This window comes from Streptomyces sp. NBC_00654 (assembly GCF_026341775.1).
GTDB lineage: Bacteria > Actinomycetota > Actinomycetes > Streptomycetales > Streptomycetaceae > Streptomyces.
This window is the reverse complement of record NZ_JAPEOB010000004.1, coordinates 115,887-141,096: the sequence shown is the minus strand read 5'-3', so window position 1 is coordinate 141,096 and position 25,210 is coordinate 115,887. Positions and strand designations below refer to the sequence as shown.

20 protein-coding genes are annotated in these 25,210 nt (G+C 71.2%); 5 read left to right on the top strand and 15 right to left on the bottom strand.

The genetic code is table 11. From position 1 onward, the window contains the following. The first annotated feature begins 87 nt into the window (after positions 1 to 87). Positions 88 to 1,122, top strand: a complete 1,035-nt coding sequence (locus OHA98_RS38890) for an alkylhydroperoxidase (protein WP_266932829.1) — start codon at positions 88 to 90, stop codon at positions 1,120 to 1,122. 62 nt (positions 1,123 to 1,184) lie between these two features. Here OHA98_RS38890 and OHA98_RS38885 read toward each other — a convergent pair whose 3' ends face one another. From OHA98_RS38885 to OHA98_RS38865, 5 genes are all read right to left on the bottom strand, one after another. After that, complete coding sequence (locus OHA98_RS38885; protein ID WP_266932827.1) at positions 1,185 to 2,237, bottom strand: prephenate dehydrogenase/arogenate dehydrogenase family protein; 1,053 nt, start codon at positions 2,235 to 2,237, stop codon at positions 1,185 to 1,187. 69 nt (positions 2,238 to 2,306) lie between these two features. After that, positions 2,307 to 3,110 (bottom strand): TIGR03084 family metal-binding protein, encoded by an 804-nt coding sequence (locus OHA98_RS38880; RefSeq protein WP_266932826.1) that lies wholly within the window; start codon positions 3,108 to 3,110, stop codon positions 2,307 to 2,309. Positions 3,111 to 3,416: 306 nt separating this feature from the next. Beyond that, positions 3,417 to 3,893 carry a thioesterase family protein gene (locus OHA98_RS38875; RefSeq protein ID WP_266932825.1) on the bottom strand — a complete coding sequence of 159 codons (477 nt, stop codon included), beginning with the start codon at positions 3,891 to 3,893 and terminating at the stop codon, positions 3,417 to 3,419. 214 nt (positions 3,894 to 4,107) lie between these two features. Then, entirely contained in the window at positions 4,108 to 5,766 is a 1,659-nt protein-coding gene (locus OHA98_RS38870; RefSeq protein ID WP_266932823.1) for an FAD-dependent oxidoreductase, read from the bottom strand. Then, positions 5,763 to 6,341 (bottom strand): DUF5987 family protein, encoded by a 579-nt coding sequence (locus tag OHA98_RS38865; protein WP_266932821.1) that lies wholly within the window; start codon positions 6,339 to 6,341, stop codon positions 5,763 to 5,765. The genes OHA98_RS38870 and OHA98_RS38865 overlap by 4 nt, the downstream gene beginning before the upstream one ends. A 269-nt stretch (positions 6,342 to 6,610) precedes the next feature. Here OHA98_RS38865 and OHA98_RS38860 point away from each other — a divergent pair, with 269 nt between their 5' ends. Both OHA98_RS38860 and OHA98_RS38855 read left to right on the top strand, forming a co-directional pair. After that, the gene (locus OHA98_RS38860) at positions 6,611 to 7,690 is read left to right on the top strand and encodes a transcriptional regulator (protein WP_266932819.1); all 1,080 of its coding nucleotides are present in this window, start codon (positions 6,611 to 6,613) and stop codon (positions 7,688 to 7,690) included. Positions 7,691 to 7,715: 25 nt separating this feature from the next. Then, positions 7,716 to 8,492: a helix-turn-helix domain-containing protein gene (locus OHA98_RS38855; protein WP_266932817.1), complete on the top strand. Its 777-nt coding sequence runs from the start codon at positions 7,716 to 7,718 to the stop codon at positions 8,490 to 8,492. 82 nt (positions 8,493 to 8,574) lie between these two features. Here the strand turns inward: OHA98_RS38855 and OHA98_RS38850 are convergent, their stop codons facing one another. From OHA98_RS38850 to OHA98_RS38810, 9 genes are all read right to left on the bottom strand, one after another. Beyond that, positions 8,575 to 9,924 (bottom strand): cytochrome P450, encoded by a 1,350-nt coding sequence (locus tag OHA98_RS38850; RefSeq protein ID WP_266932815.1) that lies wholly within the window; start codon positions 9,922 to 9,924, stop codon positions 8,575 to 8,577. Further along, complete coding sequence (locus OHA98_RS38845; protein WP_266932814.1) at positions 9,921 to 10,469, bottom strand: flavin reductase family protein; 549 nt, start codon at positions 10,467 to 10,469, stop codon at positions 9,921 to 9,923. Before OHA98_RS38845 ends, OHA98_RS38850 begins: the two co-directional genes overlap by 4 nt. Continuing rightward, positions 10,466 to 10,936, bottom strand: a complete 471-nt coding sequence (locus OHA98_RS38840; RefSeq protein ID WP_266932812.1) for an acyl-CoA thioesterase — start codon at positions 10,934 to 10,936, stop codon at positions 10,466 to 10,468. The genes OHA98_RS38845 and OHA98_RS38840 overlap by 4 nt, the downstream gene beginning before the upstream one ends. Before the next feature lie 5 nt (positions 10,937 to 10,941). Further along, positions 10,942 to 16,758, bottom strand: a complete 5,817-nt coding sequence (locus OHA98_RS38835; protein ID WP_266932811.1) for a type I polyketide synthase — start codon at positions 16,756 to 16,758, stop codon at positions 10,942 to 10,944. Continuing rightward, positions 16,755 to 17,867, bottom strand: coding sequence for an enediyne biosynthesis protein (locus OHA98_RS38830; RefSeq protein ID WP_266932810.1), 1,113 nt, complete (start codon positions 17,865 to 17,867; stop codon positions 16,755 to 16,757). Before OHA98_RS38830 ends, OHA98_RS38835 begins: the two co-directional genes overlap by 4 nt. A gap of 2 nt (positions 17,868 to 17,869) precedes the next feature. Continuing rightward, positions 17,870 to 19,798 (bottom strand): CRTAC1 family protein, encoded by a 1,929-nt coding sequence (locus OHA98_RS38825; RefSeq protein WP_266932809.1) that lies wholly within the window; start codon positions 19,796 to 19,798, stop codon positions 17,870 to 17,872. Beyond that, entirely contained in the window at positions 19,795 to 20,781 is a 987-nt protein-coding gene (locus OHA98_RS38820; RefSeq protein ID WP_266932808.1) for a DUF1702 family protein, read from the bottom strand. The genes OHA98_RS38825 and OHA98_RS38820 overlap by 4 nt, the downstream gene beginning before the upstream one ends. A 95-nt stretch (positions 20,782 to 20,876) precedes the next feature. Beyond that, positions 20,877 to 21,860, bottom strand: coding sequence for a DUF1702 family protein (locus OHA98_RS38815; RefSeq protein WP_266932807.1), 984 nt, complete (start codon positions 21,858 to 21,860; stop codon positions 20,877 to 20,879). A gap of 139 nt (positions 21,861 to 21,999) precedes the next feature. Then, positions 22,000 to 22,443: a helix-turn-helix domain-containing protein gene (locus OHA98_RS38810; RefSeq protein ID WP_266932805.1), complete on the bottom strand. Its 444-nt coding sequence runs from the start codon at positions 22,441 to 22,443 to the stop codon at positions 22,000 to 22,002. 143 nt (positions 22,444 to 22,586) lie between these two features. On the opposite strand from OHA98_RS38810, the gene OHA98_RS38805 reads away from it, so the two are divergent. Next, the gene (locus OHA98_RS38805; RefSeq protein WP_266932804.1) at positions 22,587 to 23,150 is read left to right on the top strand and encodes a hypothetical protein; all 564 of its coding nucleotides are present in this window, start codon (positions 22,587 to 22,589) and stop codon (positions 23,148 to 23,150) included. Between the two features lie 49 nt (positions 23,151 to 23,199). Further along, on the top strand, positions 23,200 to 23,646 hold the full coding sequence (locus OHA98_RS38800) for a hypothetical protein (protein ID WP_266932803.1): 447 nt from the start codon (positions 23,200 to 23,202) through the stop codon (positions 23,644 to 23,646). Positions 23,647 to 23,713: 67 nt separating this feature from the next. Here OHA98_RS38800 and OHA98_RS38795 read toward each other — a convergent pair whose 3' ends face one another. Further along, a complete protein-coding gene (locus OHA98_RS38795; RefSeq protein WP_266932801.1) occupies positions 23,714 to 24,943 on the bottom strand; it encodes a transposase in 1,230 nt (409 codons plus the stop codon). Positions 24,944 to 25,210 lie beyond the last annotated feature (267 nt).

Here is a 25,210-nt window from a genome sequence, read left to right as displayed (position 1 = left end):
GACGTGGACCGCGCGGCCAGGATCGGTGCGCTGGCCCGCGGCCGCCGAGAGCCGTAAGGGGAGCCCTGGCCGAGGAGGTGCGCGGCGGTGAGACCTGTTGTCAGGACAGTGCTGCGAGGCGCGTTGAAGCAGGTGCGGTACGTGGAGGCGGTGCCCCCGGGCCGGGCCCGCGGGCTGGTGGCCGCGGTGTACACGCAGGCGGAGAGGGACTTCGGGGTGCTCGCTCCGCCCCTGGCCCTGCACTCCCCCGCCCCGGTGGCACTCGCCGCGGCCTGGCTGATGCTGCGGGAGACCCTGCTGGTCGACGGGGAGGCGAGCCGGGCCGCCAAGGAGGTCACCGCGACCGCCGTCTCCGAGGCCAACACCTGCTCGTACTGCGTCGATGTGCACCGGGCCACCCTGCAGACGCTGGAGCCGGAACCGGCCGAGGCCGAGGCCGCGCTCGCGGCCTGGGCCCGCGCCACGGGCCTGCGCGCCGCGGACGGCCCGCGTGTTCCGGCGGCCTCGGCCGCCGAGGCGGCCGAACTCTGCGGGGTGGCCGTCACCTTCCACTACATCAACCGGATGGCCGCTGTCTTCCTGGCCGACTCCCCGATGCCCGACCAGGCCCCCGGATTCCTCCGCGGACCCATCATGCGTACGGTCGCCCGCTCCATGCGGCCGGTCGGTCCGGGGCCGGTGCCGGCCGGAACCTCGCTGGGCCTGCTGCCCTCCGCACCGCGGCCGTCCCTTCCGGAGTGGGCCGGCGGAAGTCCGGTGGTGGCCGATGCGCTGGGCCGGGCGGTGGCGGCCGTGGACGCTGCGGCGGACTGGGTGCCGCAGCCGGTCCGCGAGCGGCTGGCCGGCCGGCTGGCCGCATGGGACGGGGGCCCGGCGGGTCTGAGCATCCCCTGGCTCCAGGAGGCCTCGGCCGGACTGACGGCGCCACAGGTGCCCGTGATCCGGCTGGCGCTGCTGACCGCCTTCGCCGCCCACCGGATCACCGACGCCGATGTGGCCGCGTTCCGCGCGTTCCATCCCACCGACCGGGAGCTGGTCGAACTCACGTCGTGGGCCTCACTGACCACCGCCCTCTGCGTGGGCGGCAGGCTGGCCGGCCCCCGGCCGGTGCCCGGCCACTGAGCGGTGCCCGGCCACTGAGCGGTGCCCGGCCACTGAGCGGTGCCCGGCCGCTGAGCGGCGGGTCACCGGGCGAAGCGGCGGATGCGCGGCACCGGGCCCGCCGGCCGGCCGGGCCGCAGGAGCGGTGAGCGGTACGGCCGGTGCGGCGGCAGGTACGGCGGTCCGGTCCTCGTGCCCGCCGCCGCCGCACGGGTGCGCGCGGGTGCGGGTGCGGCGGGACCGGCCGCGGGGCCGGCCGCGGCCGTGTTCGCGGCGGTCGTCCCGGCCGCCGCGAGGAGCGCCGCGCGGCCCGCGTTGCCGCGGTCGAGCAGCTCACGCACCCCGTCCGAGGGACCGGAGCCGCCTGCCCTCAACTCACGTGCCAGGGAGCCGAGTTCACCGGCCAGCCGCTCCACCGCCTCCGCCACCACCGAGGCGTTCTGGCCGAGGATGTCGGCCCACAGCGCGGGGTCGCTGCCCGCGGTCCGGGTGGTGTCCGTCACCCCGGCCCCGGCCAGCGCGAGGATGTCGGGGCCGAGCCCGGCGAGCTGTCCCGCGAGTGCGGAGGAGACGACCTGCGGCACGTGCGAGAGCGCGGCCGCCGCCCGGTCGTGGGCGGCGGGTGTCAGATCCCGGCGGACGCCCCCGCACAGCCTCACCAGTGCGTCGACGGCGGCGAGCGCCTCGGGGTCGACCGTCGGGTAGGGGCACAGGATCCAGGGGCGTCCGGCGAAGAGGTCGGGCACCGCCGCACCGGGGCCGGACAGTTCCCGGCCCGCCATCGGGTGGCCGGGAACGTAGCCCAGCAGGTCGCTGCCGCGCAGCGCCGCCTCCGCCCAGATGTGTTCCTTGGTGCTCGCCACATCGGTGTACGCCCGGCCGAGCCCGCGGGCCTGGGCCCGGTACAGGGTGTCGACGACGGCGGACGGCGGGGTGGCGATCACCACGAGGTCCGCGACCGGGGTGTCCTCGGTCAGCGCGGTCCCGGCGCCCATCCGGCAGGCCTCGTCCAGGGCCGCGGTGTCCACGTCGTCGAGGGCGACCCGCACCCCGGCCCGGGTGAGGGCCAGTGCGACGGACGTACCGATCAGACCGCAGCCGATCACGATGACTCGATCCGGCCTGGTGCTCGTCATGTCTTCTCCCTGGTGGGCTTCTGGCACGGCTGTGGCGGGGGCGCGCGGTACGCGGTGGCCGGCCGCCGCTCACTGTCCGGCGTCCGCGAACTGGCCGGGCTTGCGCCCTTCACCGGCCGGGCCCCGGTAGGCCTGCGCGATGCTCAGCCACTGCTCACCGGCCGGTCCGGTCGCGGTCAGGGCGAGGTCGTCGCGGTGCCGGCGGCGGGTCACCAGCAGGGCGAAGTCGTGCGCGGGGCCCTGGATCGTCTCGGCCGCGTCCTCGGGACCGACCGACCACACCTCGCCGGAGGGGGCCGTCAGGAGGAAGCGGAAGGGCTCGGCGGGCGGGGTGAGACCGTGCGACTCGTAGCCGAAGTCGCGGGTCAGCCAGGCGAAGTCGGCGATGTTGCCCAGCCGATCGGTGGGCTCCCTGCGGACTCCGAGGGCGTCGGTGATGTCCTGGCCGTGGGCGAAGACCTCCATGATTCCGGCGCAGCCCAGGACGACCGGCGGCAGCGGGTTGACCAGCCACGGCACCACCTGACCGGCCGGCACCGCGGCGAGCGCGTCGATGGACGCCTGGCCCAGGGCCCGGAAGCGGGCGACCAGTTCGCGGGGCGGGAAGGCCTTGAACTGGGCGAGGGCGGCGTTGACCGCTCCGTCGAAGTTACCGGCGGCCGCGGCGGTGATGGCCTGGAACGCCTGCGGTTCGGCGGCGGCCGTCCTGGCCAGGTTGAAGACGAAGGTGAGGTGGGCGATCTGGTCGGCGACGGTCCAGCCCGCAGCGGGGGTGGGGGTCTGCCATGCCTCGTCGTCCAGGTTCTCCACGATGCCGGCGATCTCGTCGATGTCGGCGGCCAGGTGCTTGAGAACGTCGTTGAGCGTGTTCATTTCTCGTCTCCTTCTCATACGGTCTTCGAGGGCTCTGCGGGGTGGACCCGATCGGGTCCTGTGAAGCAACTCACCGGCCATGGGGACGGCTGAGCGGTGACGCACGGAGCGGCTGAGCGGTGACGCACGGATACGGAACACACGGGCGGAACACGGGTGCGGAACACGGGTGCGGAACACGGGTGCGGAACACAGGGGCGGAACACAGGGGCGGAACACAGGGGCGGAGGACAGGACCACGGGGTCGTACCGGCCGTCCGGGGCGGACCCTGCGCGGGCTCCCGCCGTGCGGGGCGGCGCGGCCGGTCAGGCGGCGGCGGCCCGGCCGGCGAGCGGACGCAGCCGGCCGGTGTACGGCGCGAGCGCCTCGGCCAGGGCCTCGGGGATGACGGAGGGCACGGTCGCGGTGTTCGGTCCCCGCATGCAGGCGATCCGCTGCTTGCCCCGAGCCACCAGCGTCTCGCCGCCGCCCTCGGCCACCTTGACGTAGTCGAAGGTGAACTCCAGCTGGGTCTGGCCCAGTTCCGACAGCCGCATCCGGATCGACAGCTCGTCGAAGGCCGTGATCTCGGCGAAGAACTCGCAGTCGACCTTGAGCGTGAAGAGCTTGAGGTCGTTCTGCACATCGGCCAGCACCGCCGGCGCCTTCTGCTTCAGGAACAGCTCGCGGCAGCGGCCCTGCCAGCGCAGGTAGTTCACGTAGTACACGTTGCCGACGAGGTTGGTCTCCTCGAAGCCGACGGTGTGGGTGTACTCGAAGTAGTCGGTGGTCGTGGTCGTCATCGTCCGTAGCCCTTCGTCGTGGTCCGTGGTCCGTGGTCCGTGTGCCGTCAGGTCGTATCGGGTCCGGCCCTTCGCCGGTTGCTTGAAACAACCCACTGTCCGGACGCGTCCGCCCGGGGCGATACCTCGCCGTGCGGACGCGGGGTGTGCCGGTGGGGTGGAGCGGCGGGTGCGCAGGGGTGCGCCGGGCGGGCCCGGCGCACCCGGGGCGGAATCAGGTCCGGGTGAGTGTGGGCAGCAGCGGCAGGACCTTCTTGCGGCCGCTGCGGGAGCCGTCGGGGGCCGGGGCACCGTAGGTCACGGAGATCCCCTTGCGCTGGGCGGCCTGCACGATGCCGGGGACGGCGCGTTCGGCCAGGGCGGCGATGGTCATCGCGGGGTTGACGGTCAGCGCGCCGGGGACGGCGGAGCCGTCCGTGACGAAGATTCCGGGGTGGTCCCGCAGCTCGTTGCGGTCGTCGAGGGCCGAGGTGAGGGGGTCGTCGCCCATCCGGCAGGAGGACAACGGGTGGACCGTGTAGGCACCGACCAGGTCGTTGGTCCAGGGCATCACCTTGGCCAGGCCGTCCTTCTCCAGGATCTCCTTGACCTCGGCGTCGGAGGCGGCCCAGGCGCCCAGGGTGTTCTTGGTCGGGTCGTAGCGGAGGTTGCCCCGGCCGAGCATCTGCTGGGAGATGCGGTGCGCGTTACCGGTCGCGGGCGGCGGGCCGAAGACGCCCTCGTTGTCGTCCTCGATCATCGAGAAGATCGTGAGCCAGGACGTCCACTTCTTCAGGATCTCCTTCTTCTCCCTGCCGAACCAGGTGGGCCCGGCGGCGTCGGGGACCTGGGCCAGGATCGTGCCGAGGCCGGGCGGGAAGTAGAGCTGTTCCAGGGAGTAGCGGGAGTACTCGGGCAGGGAGCCGTCCAGCTTGTCCCAGCTGGCGACGGTGGGGCCCTTGCCGATCTGGTTGGCCGCGTACGCCAGTCCGTCGCCCCGGTCCAGGCCGAAGAGCTCGGCCGCCCTCTTCTCGTCGATGATGGCGGTGTTGAGCCGCTCGCCGTTGCCGGAGAAGTAGCGGCCGACCGCCCTGGGCATCGTGCCGAGGTGGGCCTCGCTGCGCTGGAGGATGACCGGGGTGGCACCGGCCCCGGCGGCCATGACCACGATCTTCGCCTCGATCACGCCACTGCCGGCCTGGAGGCGGTAGTCCTCGTCGTGGATCACGTTGTAGTGCACGCGGTAGTCGCCGTCCGAGGTGCGCGATATGTGCTGCACCTCGTGCAGCGGGCGGATCTCCGCCCCGTGGGCGAGCGCGGCCGGAAGGTAGTTGACCAGCAGCGACTGCTTGGCCTCGAACCGGCACCCGGCCATCATCCAGTTGCAGTTGACACACTTGGTGTTGTCGATGGCGACGGCGAGCGGATTGGCCGTGCGGCCGGCGTGGTCGCAGGCCGCGGCCCACAGGCCGCCGGCGTAACTGACGTCGTTCCAGTCCTGCTTGGCCACCGAGAGGGACTCCTCGACCCGGTCGTACCAGGGGTCGAGCGTGTCCCGGCTGACCGCGCCCGGCCACATACGGCGGCCGATGGAGCCCTGCCGGTCGAAGACGAAGCGCGGGGCCCGGGGCATGGCCGCGAAGTAGACGACGCTCCCTCCGCCGACACAGTTGCCGCCCAGGATGCTCATCCCGTCGCCGACCACGAAGTCGAAGGCCCGGGTGTAGGAGGAGCCGAGCTTGTAGTCGTGCTCGAAGTCGGCGCTCTTCAGCCAGGGCCCCCGTTCCAGGACGGTGACCTTGGCCCCGCCGGCGGCCAGGTGGTACGCGGCGATGGCGCCGCCGAATCCGCTGCCGATGACGAGGACGTCCGTGTGCTCGGCCGTGCTGCTCATGCTGGGCTCCCGGAGGGCGTGGTGTCGGGGTGGAGTCGGGCGAGTTCACGGCCGTAGCCGAAGTCCTTGAAGCGCCAGAGCCCGTCCGCGTCGGGGTGCGAGAGGCCCATGGCGGCGAGACCGGGGTGGCCGTCCGCCAGGGCCTGTGCGGTGGGCAGATGGGCCGCCGAGTCGAAGGCCATGTTGCAGAAGAGGGAGAGCATCACCCAGAAGTCCTTCTCCGGGTGTCCGGGGGTTGTCAGCAGCAGGATCAGGGCGGCACGGTCGTCGTACTCCAGTGCCACGAAGGGCGGTACGGACGGGTCGAGGGCGATGCTCCGCTCCGCCGCGTAGGCGGTGGCGTGCTCGTTGACCAGGCGGGCCAGGTCGTCCAGCCCGTCGTGGATGCCGGTGGCGTCCCACTGGAGGAGTTCCAGTGCTCCGGCCTGGACCGCGCCGCCGCCGGTGGCGACTCCGGCGATGGCGCGGTCACCGTCATGACGCTTCTGCCCGGGAACGATGGTGTCGGCATAGGCCTCCAGGGTGATGGTCCGGAGTTCGCCGTCCGGCGCCACTCGCTCATTTTCGCTTCGCAACTCGGTCTCCTTTCGGATCGTGCGGAGTGGGGCGCCTTGCGGCGTGATGGAAAGCTAGAACCGGTCACGCCGTTCAATCAACTCGCCAAAGTCGTCGTGAGCGATTCTCCGACTCCCCTGAGTTGTCTCTTCGCGGCCCGGGAACAGGCCTGATCTGCACTCTCCTCATTAGGCTCCTTACCTGGCTGTATTCAGCACCCGCACGTGACATTCCTTCTGCTCCTACACGGGCACGCAGAAGTGGGCCTGGTCTCATGCTTGGGGGAAACGTGAAAGGCACGGACGCTGACCAGCGTGAACAGGATCAAAAATCCCCGCAGTTCGTGCGGATCAATGAACTCCGCCCTGCCGACTCACCTCGTCTGAACGGCATCGACCAGGCGCACGTACGCCGGCTCGCCGCGATGTACGCCTCGCTCCCGCCCGTGCTGGTGCACCGGCCCACCATGCGTGTGGTCGACGGCATGCACCGCATCGGTGCCGCCGAGCTGAAGGGCCTGGACGCGGTCGAGGTCCGCTTCTACGAGGGCGCCGAGGACCAGATCTTCCTGCAGTCCGTGTCGGCGAACATCACCAACGGCCTGCCCCTGTCGGTGGCCGACCGCAAGACGGCCGCCGCCCGCATCCTGACCTCCCACCCGAGCCTCTCCGACCGCGCCGTCGCCGCCCATGTGGGGCTGGACGCCAAGACCGTGGCGGGCGTCCGCGTCTGTTCAGCCGCGGGTTCTCCGCTCCTGAACATACGTACGGGAGTCGACGGCCGCGCCCATCCCCTGGACCGCACCGCCGAACGGATGCACGCCGCCTCGCTGCTGGCCAGCAACCCCGACCTGCCGCTGCGCACCGTCGTCGAACGCACCGGGCTCTCGCTCGGCACCGCCCACGACGTCCGCAAGCGGCTGCTGCGCGGCGACAACCCCGTTCCGCGCAGCCGGCAGTCCACCGGCGCGGCCGCGCCGGCGACCGAGCCCGCGGCCGCGCCGGACGACTCCCCGGCAGCCGCCGCCCCGGAACCCGTACGGCCCGCTCCCGCCGGCACCCAGCCCCCGGTCTCCCCCCGGTCCCGCGCGCCGCTGGACACCCTGCGCAAGCTCGCCAACGACCCGTCCCTGCGCCACTCCGACAACGGCCGCGAGTTCGTCCGGTGGCTGCACAGCCGCTTCATCGTCGACGAGGCCTGGAGGAAGCGGGCGGAGGCGGTACCCGCCCACTCCGTCGACGCCGTCGCCGATCTCGCCCACCACTGCTCCGAGGTCTGGCAGCGCTTCGCCGACGACCTGGCCAAGCGCCGGCACGCCCCGGGAACGCAGATCGCGGAAATCCGTACGACTCAGCCAACTCGACGTTGACGCAATGCCTCGACAGGGAGATACGGTGACCACCAACACCATCGAGCACGCTGTCCGCCGGGTGATCGGTTACATGCACGTCAACCTCGGTCAGGACCTCACGATCGACGACATGGCGCGTACGGCCATGTTCAGCAAATTCCATTTCACCCGGATCTTCCGTGACGTCACCGGAACATCGCCGGGCCGTTTTCTGTCCGCGCTGCGGATCCAGGAAGCCAAAAGACTTCTCGTGAACACGGATTTCAGCGTCGCCGATATCAGCAGCCAGGTCGGATACAGCAGCGTCGGAACCTTCAGTTCCCGCTTCAAGGCCTGCGTCGGGCTCTCACCGAGCGCGTACCGCGATTTCGGCGGTGTGCTGCCGAACTTCCCGGCGACCGTCACCCGCGCCTCGTCCTTCGCGTACACCCGTCTGTCGCTGCGCGGCCGGGTGCTCCTCACCCCCGGCCAGCGGCCCGGTGACGTCTTCGTCGGGCTCTTCCCCAGCCGGGTCCGTCAGGGCCGGCCGGTGCGCTGGACGATGCTCGACGGTCCGGGGGACTTCGAGCTCAAGGACGTACCCAACGGCGCCTGGTACGTCCTGGGCCACTCCGTCCCCCACGGGCACGAGCACCAGTCCTTCGGCTCCGGGGAAACGGACATGCTGTCCGTCGGGCAGCACGGGCCCGTCTCCGTCCACCCGGGTGAGATCCTGCGGCCGGTGGAGATCCTGCTGCGCCCGGTGGACGAGCTGGACCCGCCGCTGCTGCTGGCCCGCTTCGGCTCGGCCGACACCCTCTCCCGGGGCGCGCTGCGCTGACCTCGCGGCGCCCCCCGGGCATGACGATGCGGGGCCGGACACATCGGTTGTGTCCGGCCCCGCGTCGTCATGCCCGGGGGCCTCAGCCCACCGGATGCACCGTCATCGGCAGCCCGCCGCGCATCCGCAGCGAGAGCATGGGCTCGGCCACCGCCCGGTGGCCGGGGACGGTACGCAGTTCCAGGTCCCGGGTGACCAGGGCCGTGACGAACACCGCCTCCATCATCCCGAGGTTGCTGCCCACGCAGAACCTGGGTCCGGCGCCGAACGGGATGTACGCGTACCGGGGCCGGCTGGCGACCCGCTGCGGGTCGAACCGCTCGGGGTCGAACCGCTCCGGCTCCTCCCACAGGCTCGGATTGCGGTGCATGATGTACGGGCAGATCAGCACGTCCGCCTTGGCCGAGACCCGGAAGCCGCCGACCTCGTCGGCCCGCTGGGCGACCCTCGGCAGCACCCACACCGGCGGGTACAGCCGCATCGCCTCCTGCACCACCTTGGTCGTGTACGTCAACCGGTGCAGATCCTCCACGTCGGGGACCCGGTCACCGAGGACGGCGCGGGCCTCCGCGCGGACCGCGGCGCGCACCTCGGGATGACGCTCCACCAGGTGGAGCGTCCAGCCGAGGGTGCTGGCCGTGGTCTCGTGCCCGGCGAGCAGCAGCGTGACCAGTTCCTCCCGCAGCCGTTTGCGGACCCCGGCGGGGTCGTGCCGCTGCTTGCGGGCCGCCACGATGATCCTGGACAGCGCGTCGTCGGCCGGCTCACCGCCGGCCATCCGCGCGCTGCGGTCGGCGACCAGCAGGTCGACGACCCGGTACAGCTCCCGGCGGGCCACGCGGAAGCGCCGCTGCGCGGGCAGCGGGAGCCACCAGGGCACCATGCCCTGGCTGACCATCTCCAGCATGGCCTGGTCCTGGACGTCCTCGAAGGCGTGCGCGACGGATTCGTGGGCCGTGAGGTCGGAGTCCAGCAGGGTGCGGCCGAGCACCCCGAGGGTGAGCCCGGTGACCTCCTGGAGGACGTCGACCGGGCCGCCGCCCTCGTGGGTGCGCAGCAGGGCGACGAGCTTGGCCGCCTCCTCGGCGACGGCGTCGGCCTGCTGGTTGATACGGCCCGGTTTGAACGCGGGCTGCACCGCCCGGCGCTGGTTGCGCCAGACCTCACCGTCGCTGGTCAGCAGGCCGTCGCCCAGCACCCGGCGGGCCTGCACCAGGCCGATGCCCTTGTGGTAGTTGGCGCTGTTGTCGGCCAGGACGTGTTTGGCGTAGTCGGGCCGGTTGAAGATGTAGAGCTTCTTGGGTCCCATGGACACCCGGACGGCGTCGCCCAGGGCGGCGGCGTCCTTCATCATGCCCAGCCGGTCGACGGAGAGCTTCCTCAGGAGCCCCGGCAGGGCCCGGACCGGCGGTCCGGGCGGGTCGACGCTCATGCCGCCCTGCCTTCGCGGTGTTCGGGGAGGAAGCCGCGGAAGCGCCCGTCGGAGAAGAGCAGGGACTCCCGGTCGGGCCAGCGCGCGGCCGTGAGGACCTTGCCCAGGAAGATCGTGTGGTCACCGCCGTCGTACACCTGCCACTTCCCGCACTCCAGGTGGGCCACCGCCCCCTCGATCAGCGGGGCGTCGGAGACCTGTCCGGGCGTCCAGCCGACGGTGCCGAACTGGCCCGCTCCGGCGGGGCGCGACCGGTTGGCGAAGTGCCGGGCCACCGCCTCCTGGCCGGCGCCCAGCACCGACACGGAGAAGGTGGACGAGTGCTCCAGGTTGTGGTGCATCACCGCGTCCTTGTTGACGCAGAACAGCACCAGCGGCGGGGCGAGGGAGACGGAGGCGAAGGAGTTGGCCGTCATGCCCCGCGGGGCATCCCCGCCGACGGTCACCACGGTGACCCCGGTGGGGAACGCCCCGAAGGTCGCCCTCAGTTGTTTGCTGTCCAGCACGTCGACGAGCTCCGCGGGCGGAGCAGCCATCAGACTCATATCTGCCTCCCAGCCGAAGGCCGGGAACCGGCCGCGTAAAGTGCCAGCACTCGCGCCAGCACGTCGGGGATCATTGCGGGAACGGGGGCGGTGGGCGGACCGCTCATGACGGCGACGCGCTGCCGGCCGTGGGCCACCAGCACCTCACCCTGTGGTGTCTCCTTGACGTACTCGAAGACGAGACCGAACTCGGTGTGGCCGATGTCCGCCACCCGTACACGGACGGACAGCCGGTCGCGTGCCTGCACCGCCTCCAGCAGTTCGCAGTCCGCCTGGAGGGTGAACAGCCTCGTACCGTCGGCCCGGTCCTCCGCGTGGCCGAGCGCCTCGCGGAAGAACTCCCGGCGGCAGCGTCCCTGCCAGATCATGTACGTCACATAGTCGGCGGTGCCACAGAGATCGGTCTCGGCGAAGGCGACCGTGTGCCGGTACACGGAGTGGCTGTCCGTACCCGTCGTCGCCGTCATGGCGCTCACCCCGCCGCCCCCTCGGCCCGTTCGGTTTCCCGGCCGTCCGTGAGGAAGGCGAACACCGCCGGTTCCAGGGCGTTGCGCAGCGACGTGACGAAGGTGGCGATGCGCAGTCCGCCCGAGGTGAGGACGACCCAGTTGTCCCGGGTCTGCGGGACCAGGGTCAGGGGCACCCCGCCGAGCAGTCCGGCCTTCTTCAGGCACTCGACGGCACCCCACACCCGGGTCGCCGCGGTGTCGGGGGTCTCCCCCGTCTCCTTGGCCACCAGGGCGGCCAGCCCGGCGTGTTCGCCGAGCAGTCCCTCCCATTCGGCGGCGCTGCGCATGTTGACCGCCTCGACGTCGCAGGCCACGGTCGTCGCGGCGACGACCCCGAGGGTCACCCCCAGACCGTGGGCCGCCGAGAGGTGGCTCCCGTCGTCGAGTTCGGGGCGGCCGTCGGGCCGGTAGCGCACCTCGGCGCTCTCGCCCAGGGCCCGCTGAACGGCCCGCGCGGTGGCCGCGCGGCGATCGGCGGCGGACTTCCCGGCGCCGGGCAGGTCCGGTTCGACGGCGACGTCGAGATGGGTGCCGAGCACCTCCTCCAGGGTCCGTTCCAGGTACGAGCCGAGCAGCGGCGCGACCCACGGTCCGGAGCCGTCCGACTTGCGGACGGCGTTCAGGGTGAGCCCCTCCCACCGCTCGACGACGGTGCCGTCGGGGGTGCGTACCGCGATGTCGTACACATAGGTGTCGCCGTCCCGGTAGCGCTCGGTGGCGCAGTAGCGCACCTCCTCCGGCAGATCGGTGCCGGCGGCCATGGGGTAGAGCCGCTCGATGCCGGACGGCAGCAGGGTCGCGTCGGGGACGCACACCTGGTTGCCGTGCATCAGCGCGTCCCGCATCCCCGGGTCGGCCAGCAGCAGCGTGCCCGGCAGGAAGCCGGCGAACCAGCCGGACGGCGCGCCGATCGCCACATCGGCGTCGACGTGCCGGGCGGCGGCCCGGTGGAAGCGGCGCAGCCGCTGGAAGCGCTCGCCCTGGAAGAGGACGCCGCCGTACAGGTCGGCCGCCGGGTCCAGCGGGGCGGCCGGGACGTCCGGGCCCACCTGGGCCGGGGGCCCGTCGGGGATGGCCGTACCGGAGTAGTCCAGCCTGGCCCGGAAGTGCTCGGCGACGAAGCCGGTGTCCTCCGCGTGGATGGCTACGTCCACCGTGTCGGTGTCGGTGACGGTGGCCGCGATGCGGATGCGGGTGGTCCCGGCGGGCGGCACCACGATGGGCCGCAGGAACCGCGCCCCCTCGATGACCGGTACGTCGGTGCGCCCGGTGGCCGCGGCCGCGACCTGGACCATGGCCTCCATGCCCAGCACGGCGGGCAGCAGCAGGTTGCCGTCGAGCAGGTGATCGGCGAGGTAGAGGTCGGTACCCGCGTTCAGTTCGACCTCGGTGACCAGCTCGACCCCGTGGTAGCGGATGAGCGGGGCGCCGGTGAACCGCAGCAGCGGCAGCGGCGGCAGGTCCCGGCGTACGGTCTCGATGCCTTCCGTACGTCCGCTGATCACCGTCACCACGGGCGCGTCCGGGTCCGAGATCAGCCGCAGCAGGATCTCGACGCCCTGGTCGGGCGAGACCGGGACGATGCCCTCGCGGGACAGGGACTCGACGACGGAGAGCTTCTCGCCCATGCCGATGCCGGACCATACGGACCACTCCATGCACAGGGCACGGCAGTCGGGGTTGTTGCGGGCGACCTCCTCGGTGAGGTCGGCCAGCCATTCGTTGGCGGTGGCGTAGTGCGCCTCGCCGCGCAGTCCGGCCCGGCCGATGATGCTGCCGAAGGTGACGAGGAGCTTCAGGTTCTCCTCGCCGACGGCGTCCAGGACGGTGCGCAGCCCGTCGACCTTGGGGGCGAACGTGGCGCGGACGGTGTCCATGCCGAGGCCGGTGAGGGCGGCGGGTTCGTTGCGGCCCGCTCCGTGCAGTACGGCGGTGACCGGGCCGAGCGCCTCGGTGAGTTCGGCGACGGCCGCGGCGACGCGCACGGGGTCGGTGACATCGGCGGCGGCGTAGCGCACTGTCGCCCCGCTGTCCGCCATGCGCCGCAGGTTCGCGGCGAGGTCCTGGTCCTGCGCGGGGTCGGACCGGCCGAGGACGGCCAGCACGGCTCCGGTCTCCCGGGCCACGGCGAGCGCGCACTCGGCGGTGATGCCCTTGCCGCCGCCGGTGACGAGCAGGACGTCGGAGGAGTTCAGCACCTGGTCGGTGCGCTCGGCACGGACCGGCAGGGCGCGGAGCACCGGAACGCGGCGGCTGCCGTCGGCGGCGAGGTGGACCTCGCTGAAGCGGCCGGTCGCGGCGACCTCGGCGGCCACCCGGTCCGCGGCGCCCTCGGCCACCGGGGTGTGGACGACGGTGGTCCGCAGGTGCGGTGCCTCCAGGTGCAGGGTCTTGGCCAGTCCGGCCGCGCCCCGGCCGTGCTGCACCAGGACGAAGCGGCGTTCGCGGTCGCCCGCGAGGGCGGCCCTGGCTCCGTCCAGCGCGTGCGCGATCTGCTCCTGGGAGCAGCCGGGCGGCAGACAGACCAGGACACCGGAGCCCACCGCGGCCCCTTCCAGGGCGCGTTGCACGTCCTTCGCGAAGGGGTGGTCCGGGGCGGTGAACAGCTCCCAGCTCCCGTTCTCCCCGCCCGGTACGGCGGCGGGCCGCGTGATCGCGTCGAGGTCGACGGCGAACGGGCGGGCCCAGGCGGCGGAGCCCGCCACGACGGACGCGGTGTCCGCTCCCTCTCCGCCGGTCTCGGCCAGGGTGGTGAGCGCCTCGGCCAGTTCGGCCACCGTGGCGGTGGCGAAGTTGGTCGGTACGTGGGCGGCGGTGAGGCCGAGCTGGACGGCGGCCTGGTTGACGATCTGGCCGACCGTGATCGAGCTCATGTGCAGGTCGTCCAGGAGGCTGCTGTTCTCGTCGACGAGCTCGGGCGGCAGCTCGGCCCGCTCGGCGACCAGGGCGCGCAGCACGTCGAGCGCCGACTCCCCCGCCGAGCTGCCGGCCTGTGCGGTGGCGCCGTCGCCGGAGTCCTCCGTACGCGGGCCGCGTGCGGCCGGCAGGACGACATCGGGTGCCTGCTCGCAGGGGTTGGTCAGGAAGCTGAACTCCGCGCCGACCTCCAGCGGCCGGGTCAGCCGGTCGTTGAAGAGCCGCTCGTGGATGAGCGGGGCGCCCAGCACATAGGCGGCGCCGACGACCTGGAGCAGTCCGCGCAGGGACTCGTCGTCGGTGTTCAGGGCGACGGCCGGTACGTCGGCGGCGGCTGCCGCCATGCCGGCGAGCACCCGGCCGGGGCCGACCTCGATGAACAGGTCGACGTCGGCGGCGGCCGACCGTACCGCCTGGGTGAACAGCACCGGCTCGGTGATCTGCTGCCGCAGCAGCTTGGCGAGGTCGGTGTCGCCGTCCAGTTCCTCACCGGTGACGGTGGAGACGACCCGGCGGTCCACCTCGTCCAGGCGCGCTCCGGCGAGCCAGTCGCCGAAGGAGTCGGCGGCCGGGGCGACGAGCGGCGAGTGGAAGGCGTGGGACACCGCGAGGCGGGTGCAGGTGACACCGGCCCGCCCGGCCCTCTCCGCGACGGTGGCGATGGCGTCGACGGTTCCGGCGACGACGGTCTGCCGGGGGCTGTTGTACCCGGAGATGACGACGGGGAGCTCTTCGATGAGCGCCCCGGCCTCCTCGGGGGTGGTGGCCAGCGAGGCCATGGTGCCCGAGGCGCTGTGCTCGGCCATGGCCGCTCCGCGTACCCGGGCCGCCTCCAGCAGGGTGGCGGAGTCCAGGGCGCCCGCCCAGTGCAGGGCGGAGAGTTCGCCGAGGCTGTGGCCGACGGCGATGTCCGCCTCGATGCCGAGCGCGTCCAGGACGCGCAGTCCGGCGGCGGAGCCGGTGACGATGCGCGGCTGGGCCACGTCGGTGGCGACCATGTCGCCGGTGGTGGGCAGCTTGGCCCGCCGGTACACCTCGGCGGCCTCGGTGAAGCGGCGGGCGAGCGCGCCGCCGCCGGTCGAGGTGCCCGAGCCCTGGCCCGGGAAGAGGAAGCCGATACGGGCGCTGTCGGAGGCCCGGCCGAGGAAGGTGCGTCCGTCGGAGGAGAGGACCGGGCCGTCGCCCGCCGCCTCGTCGGCGGCGGTGCCGGCCAGCCGGCGCAGCCGCAGCTCCGCGTCCTCGGGCGAGGTGACGACGACGGCGGCCCGGTAGGGCAGTTCGCGCAGTTCTCGCTGGAGGGTGGCGGCCAGGTCGGCGAGCTGTGCGTAGGAGACCTGTGCGGCGAAGTCGGCGATCCGGGTGAGGCGTTCGGCGAGTGCCTGGGGCGACTCACCGTCCAGGAGCAGGAGTTCGGCGTCCTGGAGCGAGTTGGCCAGGGTGGTGGCGCGGCGGCTGACGGCCGGGCGCTTGGCGGGTACCGGTTTGTCGAGGACGACATGGGTGTTGATCCCGCCGAAGCCCATGGCGGTGATCCCGGCGCGCAGCGGGGCGTTCTTCGGCCAGGCCTCGGCCTTGCGCAGCACCCGCAGGTTGGCGGATTCGCCGGTGAGAAGTTCGTGCGGGTCCACACAGCCGATGGCGGGCGGCAGCATCGCCGCGTCCAGGGCCATCGCCGCCTTGATCAGTCCGGCGATCCCGGCGGCGGCCTTGGTGTGGCCGATCATGCCCTTGATGGAGCTGATGACGGCGCTGGGGGCGTTCGGGTCGGCCTGGGCGCGGGCGCCCATGATGGCCGTGAGCTCGGTGGCGTCGCCGACGGCGGTACCGGTGCCGTGGCCCTCGAAGAGCGGCACGGTGTCGATGCCGAATCCGGCCCGCTCGTAGGCGCGGGCCATGGCGAGCTGATAGCCGCTGACCTCGGGGCGGGTGATGCCGCCCTGTCCGTCGGAGGAGATGCCCCAGCCGGCGATGGAGGCGTAGACGCGGTGCCCGCCGGCGATGGCGTCCTCCTCGCGCATCAGCACGACCATGCCGCAGCCCTCGCCCGGCCAGAAGCCGTTGGAGCCGCGGTCGTAGAGCCGCATCTCCTTCTTGGCGAGTGCGCCGGTCTTGGCGAAGCCGATGATCTCGAAGGGGTCGATGGACAGGTCGACGCCGCCGGCGACGGCGACGTCGAGGTCGCCGCCCAGCAGCGAGGAGGCCGCGGTGGTGACCGACAGCAGCGAGGAGGAGCACGCGCCGTCGACGGTGTAGCCGCCGCCGTTCAGGTCGAAGTGGTTGCAGATCCGGCCGGCGATGGTATTGGACAGGCCGCCCGCGAGGGTGTCCTCGTCGATGGCGGGGAACGGCTTCTTGTAGGCGTCCTCCACTCCTTCGAGGAATTCGCCGAGCCGGTCGTCGTCCCAGTCCTGCCCCTTGAGGGCGTCGGCGAGCACCCGGCGTACGTACGGCCAGCGCAGCCGCATCACGTTGGCGCGGGAGAACTCGCCGGTGAGGGTGTTGCCGACGACGACGCCGGTGCGCTCGCGGGGCAGCCCCTCCCCGACCGGGAAGCCCGCGTCGGCCAGCGCCCGGGTGGCGGTGTCCAGTGCGAGCCAGTGCGTCAGGTCGGTGGAGCGGTAGGTGCTGCCCGCGATGCGGTGGGCGATGCGGTCGAACTCCCAGCCCTCCAGGACCGCGGCGTTACGGGCGTAGAACTTGTCCGGGGCCGTGGGGTCCGGGTCGTAGTAGTCGTCCAGGCGCATGCGGACGTCGGGCAGCCTGCGAAAGGCCCGCCGGCCGGCGACCGCGTTCTCCCACAGCTCGCGTGGGGTGGTGGCATCGGGGTAGCTGCACGCCACCCCGACTATCGCGATCCTGTTCATACGGGCATCGCCACCTTTTTGTCGTTCTCCGCCCGCGCGGCGGCGCACTTGCCGTGGAAGCAGGTGCCGTCCTGGCACGGGTCACCGGTGGGTACCGCCACGACCACGCCGGCCGCCGCGGGTACGGGAGCGGGGGCGGGTACGGCGACGAGCTGCTCGGCCGGCTTCGCCTGCGCCTGCTTGGCCTGCTCGGCCTGCTCGGCCTCCGCCGCACGCTGCTTGGCCATGAAGTGCAGGCCCCACAGGTAGCCGCCGCGGATCAGGCAGACCAGGGCGGTGGCGAAGAAGATGCCGTACGCGATGCCGAGCCCGGTCAGCACCCCGTACATCGCGGCGACGCCGCCGCCGAAGGCGATCTGGGAGGAACGCTTGGACGGCGAGGTGCCCGGGTCGGTGACCATGTAGTTCGTGAAGAGGATGAAGGCCACCCCGGTCATCATGCCGAGCGCCGAGGGGATCGAGGTCCCCATGACGAGGCCGCGGATGATGGCCTGGAGCGCGAAGCCGATCAGCCAGGCGCCGATCAGCCACATACGGCCCGTCAGCTTGGCGTTCAGCATGGTGCCCAGGATCAGGATGATCGCCGGGAGGACCCAGTCGGCGGGGCCGTAGAGGTACTCGGTGAAGTGGTACGGCGGTGCGATGCTGGCCCACGGGAAGAGCAGCAGGATGATCGCGATGCCGAAGTTCGACGGGTTCATGTAGTGCCGCATGCGGCCCTTGAGCGGGGCGCGGAGCACCCACTTGGTGCCGACGGCGACGATGACGCCGAACATCATGACCCAGACACGGTCATTGACGTACGTCAGCATGTTCACCGCGAGACCGGTGATGTGCGCGGGGAAGAGGAACTCCACCATGCCCTTGAAGCCGCCGCCCGCGTAGCGCGGTGCGCGCTTCTCGCCGCGGGCGCTGATCGCCTCCAGGGCGATCTCCACCGTGTAGGCGGTGATGACCGCGATGAAGGGCCACAGCCAGGGCTGTTCGAAGCCGAGGAAGGTGTACCCGGCGATGTTGAGGACCGAGATCGAGATCGCGAACCTGCGGAGCGCGGTGATGACTTTCACGTCGTGCCGTGGAGCGGCAGCTTTGGTCGGTTCGGCAGGCACGGTCACTTCTCCTTGGCATCGGTGCCGAGCTGGAGTGAGTGCCAGCCGGGGCTCAACTGAAGGTCCTGGTTGCGCACCTGTCCGGTGCGGTCACGCCAGGTCAGATGGGTCTGGACCGGTCCGTCGGCGTCCTGGCCGAGGCCGATGTGCACATCCTGGCTGCGCTTGCCGGAGTGGCCGCTGCCGCCGTCGACACGGCCCAGGCGCGTACTGCCGTCGGACAGGGTCACGGTGGCCTGCGCGCCGATGACGGGCGATCCGGTCTCGTCGGTGAGGTTGAGGCCCAGGAAGCCGCCGGCGTCCTGGCTCATGTTGCAGTAGAAGACGGGGTCCTCCCACTGCCGGGCCACGACCAGGTCGAGGCGGCCGTCGCCGTCGGCGTCACCGGTGGCGATACCGCGGGTCGGCACGGGCACGGCGAGGCCGAGCTGCTTGGACAGGTCGCTGTAGGCGTCGCCGTCCTTGTTCTTGACGTAGAACCGGAGGTGCTGGTCACCGGCGAGGTCGTCGCCCTCTTCCACGTGGGGCCAGAAGTACGGGTTCTTGACCAGCCCGTCGTTGGCGGTGGCCAGCTCCTGGAGCTGGGCCCAGCGGTTGCGCTTGCCCTTGACGAAGCCGACGGCCTGGGTGATCTCCTGGATGCCGTTGTTGTCGAAGTCGCCCATCTTCACGTCCCAGCCCCAGCCGGACCAGGCGAGGTTGAGCGGGGCGCTCTCGTCCTTGTACGGGGCGACGCCGTCGCGGAACTTGGCCCGCAGGTCGGCCTTGTCCTTGGCCGTGCCGATGAAGGCGAAGTTCGACTCCTGGATGCCGAAGGAGGTGGTGATGTTGGAGACGAACGCGTCGTACATCCCGTCGTTGTCCAGGTCACCGAAGTCGACACCCATGCCCTTGAAGGAGCTGCGCCCGATCTCCTTGGACTTCGGGGTGGTCGCGGTGTGCCTGGCCTTGACCTGGCTGAACCTGAACTTCCCGGGAGTCGACTTGTTGTAGAGGAGCGCCGAGGTCCCGAAGTCGTGTGCGAGATACATCTCGGGGCGCTGGTCGCCGTCGAGGTCGGTGGCGGAGACACCGAGCGTCCAGCCCTTGTCGATGCTGTCCGGCAGGACGTTCTTGACCTGCTCGTAGCCGGACGGGGTCCAGCGGAAGAAGTGGCCGCCGCCGCCGTTCTGGGCGTGCGACAGCGAGTCGTTCATCGTCACACCGCCGTCCTTGGTGTCGTCCAGGACGGGGCTGTCGGGGAAGTAGTTGCCGATGTAGATGTCGTTGTGCCCGTCGCCGTCGAAGTCGGCGACGGCCGCGGCGTTGGAGTTCCACAGCGGCCCGGTGTAGATGCTGCCGCCCTGGCCGGGCACCAGTTCGACCGGCTCGAAGCACTTCGGGTCCATCGTCGTCGTGGTGTGCCCGGGTTCCCTCTTCGCCTGGAAGATGACCGGGGTGCGGCCCCAGTAGTAGACGAGGAGGTCCATGGCGCCGTCCTCGTTGTAGTCACCGGGGACACAGCCGATGGGGGCCATGATGTCGCTCTTGGGCAGCGGCGACGGGTCCAGGACGAACGGGGCGTACGACGCGCTCTTCCGGCCGGGCACCGGCGCGGGGGTGACCACGGCCTGGTCGATCTGCGGGTCGGTGATGCAGAGGTCGTTGGGCAGGCCGTCGCCGTCGACGTCGTTCATGGCGACACCCGCGCCGACCGAGGAGATCCAGGCGTTGATGTGCTTGTAGGCCTTATTCACCTTGCGGATGGTCTGCTGCTTGTATCCGCCCGGCATCGCAATCGCCATCGGCTCGAAGGCGAAACTCTGCGCCAGCTCCGCCTTATCGGCGGCACTCGACTCGTGCGGTTTCACCGCATAGAAGGTGCTGACCATAAGAGCAAGGGCCACGACTCCGGGCGCCTGCTTCCGCAGCCAGGAAATGGGATGTGTCATGCGACGGCGCCTTTCTGCGCGTGCGGAACGGAAGTGATCGCTGCGGCGATGTGCTGCCGCCATTTCTCGAATGCCGGGATCTCGCCGCCGTCGCAGCCCGCGGGCGCCGAGTCGGTGCACACCCGCGCGGCCTCCTCGGGGGTCCGGCCGCCCAGCAGGACACGGGCCGCCACATGCGTATGGGCGATGGTGGTGCCCGCCCGCTCACGGGCCTCGCAGGCGAACGCGGAGCCCTGTGCCAGGTTCGGCAGGTGCACGCCCGCGTGCTCGGCGAAGCGCCGCAGCTCGCTCTCGTCGGCGCTGCCCGCGTAGGTGCAGGCGAGCCCGGCACCGGCGTACATGTCGCCGTGGCGGTGCGCGGGGTAGGCGCCGATGAGGTCGGCGACGACATCGGGGTCGGTGCCGCCGACGAACCACAGGGCGCGGCCGATGCCCTGGTCGACGACCCGGGCGCTGTAGGCGTCCGGACCTCCCTTCCAGCTGAAGGGATGGGTGCGGCCGGGCTCGCGGACGTAGGCGTCGGTCTTGAAGTACGCCTGGTGGAAGCCGTATCCGTCCAGGATCAGCCAGCGCAGCACCGGATCGGTCCGGCTCACGTCGGGCCACAGGAACCTGGGCAGCCTGGCCATCGCCCAGCCGATGCCGACGTAGATCATGTAGTTGTGGTGCCGTCCCTCGCCCTCCAGGATTCCGGTCAGCCGTTTGTCGCTGCCCGTCAGCGAGTCGAGCATGACGGCACCCATGCCGGCACCCTCGTAGGCGAACCCGCGGAAGGCCCGGGGAACGGTCTCCAGCCATTCGATGGCCTGGCCCGCGGAACGCGCCTCGACCGCGTAGGCGTATCCCTGGAGGAAGCTCGCCCCGACGGTTTCCAGCTGCTGTTTGGCCTCCGCGTTCTTGACGTGGAATCCGCGTGTTTCCAGCTGCGTTTCCCGGACATTGGGTGTGAGGACTCGGCGCCTCAGCGCACGCAAGATGGACACCTAAAAGACCGCCCCTCGATTCCTTTACCTGAATTTCCCGTTCGTTAAATCGAACATATTGAGTCGGGGTATCCGACCGTCTACTCCAGAAATGCTCAAAGGGCATTCACGAGCAGTTGTTCACGTACTGCGCGGCGCCAGAGTTCGTACGTGGGGACCGCACCGGCGGCGCTCGGCGCGGGCGCGGCGCCGTCCGCGAGCGCGGCCGCCGCCTCGACGGTGATCCCGGCCAGCGCGTGCAGCGCGGTCCGGGTGTGCTCGGGGATGGTGGCGGAGAAGTGGCGGGCCTTCGCCGCGAAGACGGAGCCCTGCGCCACATGGCCGCGCAGCTCACCGGCCTCGGTGCGCAGCACGGCCAGTTCGTCGGCCGTGGAGCAGCCCGCGAAGGTGGCGGCGAGTCCGACGCCGGCCCACAGATCCGGCTGCCGTTCGGAGGCGAACCTGCGCACGGCGGCGCAGACGTGCTCGACGTGCGCGCCGTGGATGAACCACAGGGCGCGCCCGATGCCCTGGTCCACCGCCCGCTGGAAGTAGTCCGGGCGCCCGTCCCAGGCGTACGGGGCGTCCAGGCGCTGGCCGTCGACCCAGCGGGCGGGGTCGAAGTAGGCGCGGTCGAAGCCGTAGCCGTCGACGGCGAGCCAGGTCATCGGCGGGTAGAACTCCTCGCCGTCGAGATCGTCGGGCATGACCTTCTTCCACAGCGGCCTCGGAAGCTTGGCCATCGCAAATCCGATGCCGATGTAGTTGAGGAAGATGTGCCGCCGTCCGGCCCCCTGGAGCAGTTCCGCGGTACGTCCGCCGCGGCCGGGCATGGAGTCCCGGATGACCGAGGCCATGGTCGCGCCCTCGTACGCGAAGCCCTGGAGTTCGAGGTCGACGAGGGACAGCCGACGCTCGGTCTCCCACAGGTCCCTCGACTCGATGCCCCACTCGAAACCGGTGACCACCGTCTGCGGTATGGCCTCCAGCTGTCTGGTGGCGGCGGTCTCGACCACCGGGAAGCCACGTCCGGCGAAGCTCACGTCACGCAGGGACGGAGCCATCATCAGTCTGCGCACAGAGCCCATTGCCGTTGCCACGCGACGCCTCCTCGACCGGCCACCGGGCGGTGGCGAACGGCCTCATGGTCGGCTGGCGGCAAAGATCAGGGCATCTTCGCAAATGCGCAACACCCGTGCGCTGAAAGGGGTTTGAGGCCCCCGGAACGGGCGCGTCAACTCAGCGCGTGCGGCGCACCGCGACCTCCTCGTCGTGGATGTCACGGCCGCACGAGACGCACTCCATCCGGACCCGTACATCGCCGTCGCAGCCGATGTGCTCGGCGCGCCGCGGCGGTCCGAGCTCGGTGGGGAGGTTCCGGTCGCCCCACTGCATGAGGGCGATCACGGCCACGGTCAGGTCCCGGCCCATGGGGGTGAGCGGATACTCGTGACGCACCGGCTTGTCCTGGTACGGGACCCGCTCCATGATGCCGAGGTCGACGAGGCGGGCCAGCCTGTTGGTCAGTACGTTGCGGGCGATCGGGAGCTGTTCGAGGAATCCGTCGAACCGTTTGACCTCCAGGAGGGCCGAACGGACGATCAGCAGGGTCCAGCGCTCCCCGATCACTTCGAGGGCACGGGCCAGCGAGCAGTCCTGTCCTTCATACGTTCTTGGCAGCATCCTTCGACCGTAGCCGTGAGTTGCGTGAAAGGACCCGGACAGGTGCCCGCGGAAACGAATTCGGCAAGCAGGAAGAAGCCCCCGCACCGGCGCGACTGCTGTGCTGTGATGAGCCACCGGTCCCGGATCATGGAGGTTCACTCATGGCAACCAGCACCGAAGCGCCACCGCATCCGCTACGGGGCGGGCTCGACTCGCTCAACAGCAGGCACCATCAACTCGGCCTGCGTATCTTCATGTTCATCGTGGTCGCGCACTGGGCGGAGCACCTCGTCCAGGCGGTCCAGATCTATGTCATGGGCTGGCCGATACCGGAGGCGCGAGGCGTCCTCGGGGTGCCCTTCCCGTGGCTCGTCACCTCGGAGTGGATGCACTACGGCTACGCCCTGATCATGATGATCGGCCTCTTCCTGCTGCGCCCGGGGTTCACCGGCCGCTCGGGCACCTGGTGGAAGGTGTCGTTCGGCATCCAGGTGTGGCACCACTTCGAGCACCTGCTGCTCCTGGTCCAGGTCCTCGCCGGCTCCTACCTGATGGGCAAGGCCGTTCCCACGAGCATCATCCAGCTCATCGCACCGCGCGTGGAACTGCACCTCTTCTACAACACGCTGGTCACCATCCCGATGGTTGTGGCGATGTACTACCACACCCGTGCGGGCCGGTCCGACAACGCCGACGCACGCTGCGCCTGCGCCCCCAAGGACTGACACGGCGGCCATGAGCACAGGCGGGAGGAAGAGAAAACCCTCGGGGTTCGTGTCCCTGCTGCTTCTGCTGACGGGAGTTCTGCTGCTGTACGTGGCGCTGCCGAATCTGGGCAACGCGGCCAGGGCGGCGACCGCCGACGGGCCACGGGGCACGTTCACCGCGGGCCGGCTCAGCTGTGTGAGCCATCCCGGGCACGAGACCTGCGAGTGGTCGGGAACGTTCCGCTCCACCGACGGCACCGTGGAACTGCGGGGCGTCAAGCTGTACGGCAGCGGCCGGGACACGTTCGAGGCCGGCCAGAAGGCGGCGGCCGTGGACGTGGGCAACGCGGGGCGGGTCTACGACCCGGCCGGTTCCCATGAGTGGATCTTCACGGCGCTGCTGCTGATCGCCGGGTACGTGCTGCTCGCGGTCGTGGCCGGACGGCATCTGATGCCGCCGTCGCTGCCCCGGCCGCCGTCCCTGCCGGTGCCCGCGCGGGCCACCGGAGCGTGAAACAGCGGGTGTGCCCGGCGTAGAGGCCGGGCACACCCGCTGCCGTTCGCGCCGAACGGATACGGCATCAGACGGGTACGGCCGTCAGGGCGGACACCGCCGGCATCACGGGCATCGGCGGCACCGCGGGAAGCGTGGCGTTCAGTTCGAGCCGGCTGTACGCACCGGCCGCGGACACCAGCGTCATGTGGTGGTGCCAGCCCGGGTAGGAGCGCCCCTCGAAGTCGAGGAGGCCGAAGTCGTCCTCAAGTCCCTGCACCGTGGTGCCCGCCCGGCGCTGGAGCCGGGTCAGCGCGGCCAGTTCGTCGGTGCGCCGGTGCACCATGTTGGTCAGCCACATCCGGTGGGAGCGGCGTCCCGCGAACGGGCGGACGGCGAACAGCCGGTAGGTGTGGTGCGGTGCGTGGCGGGCGAGCCGCACCTCGGGCAGGCGCACCAGGGCGGTCATCACCGAGGTGCGGTCCGCCCGGCCGCCGAGGCCGTCGTGGGTGTCGAGCCGGAGGTGGCCGCTGCGCTTGAGCTCGAACAGACGCTGCGCCTCGACGGCCGCGGGCAGCTCGGAGGCGTACGCCTGCGGGGCCGGTGTCCGGCCGGCGGGGACCACCGGGGTCCGGGCGGGCAGGCTGATGACGAAGTCGCGGCCCCGGGCGCTGAGTCCGCGTACGAGCGAGGTCACACCGGTGTAGTAGCTGAGGTCGGCCACGACCGGCGGGGCGCTGAGGTGGGTGCTGTCGCTCAGCGCGTCGACCAGGTCCAGCGCGTGCTGCTCGATGGTGCGGTGACCGGCCTCGTCGGGGATGCGGGCGCGGGAGCGCCGCTGCTCGTCGTTGACCCAGGGGCCGGGCAGCAGCAGGCCCCAGTGGACCGGTACGGCTTCCCTCTCGGTGGTCAGGAACGCGCCTATTCCGAGCTGGCAGTTGACCGAGCGTCCGGTGGCCGGGACGAAGCGGCGGTGCACCCCGCAGGAGTGGTCGCCCCGCTTGCGCAGGACCGCCACGTCGAGGGTCCAGGCGCGCGGGGTCAGCCGCTGTTCGACCCATCGCATCAGCTCGGCCCGCGCCGGGTCCCACTCCCAGGGGCTGGCGTTGACGAACTGGTGCATGGACTGCGAGGCGGTCGGCGAGCCGGAGACCGCGGCGGCGATCCGCCGGACCGACTTCTTCCCCTCGGTGGTGAGCAGGCCCGTCAGATACGCCTGCGCCCAGCCGCGCTGGTCGGCCCTCGGCAGGTGCCCAAAGATCTGTTCGGTGAACGCGGAGACCGGCAGGTGCGCGCGGTCCAAGTCCTGTGCGGCCATGACTGGTTCCCTCCGGCTTCGGTCATCCGATCGACTACCACTATAGAATAGCGAACGTTATCTTTTTTTCCAACGGAGGAACGGCGCTCCTCCTCGGCGGAAGGAGAAACGATGCGGCCACAGGCCGGGCACCAGAACGCCGATCACCACGCTGACCAAGGGTTTTTCCCACTTCGGCAACTCCGCGTTGCCCTCGCGCGACCGGTCCGCCCAAGCTGGGCCGATTCATGTCGTCCGGCGGAAGGGAACACCGGAACACCGCATCGG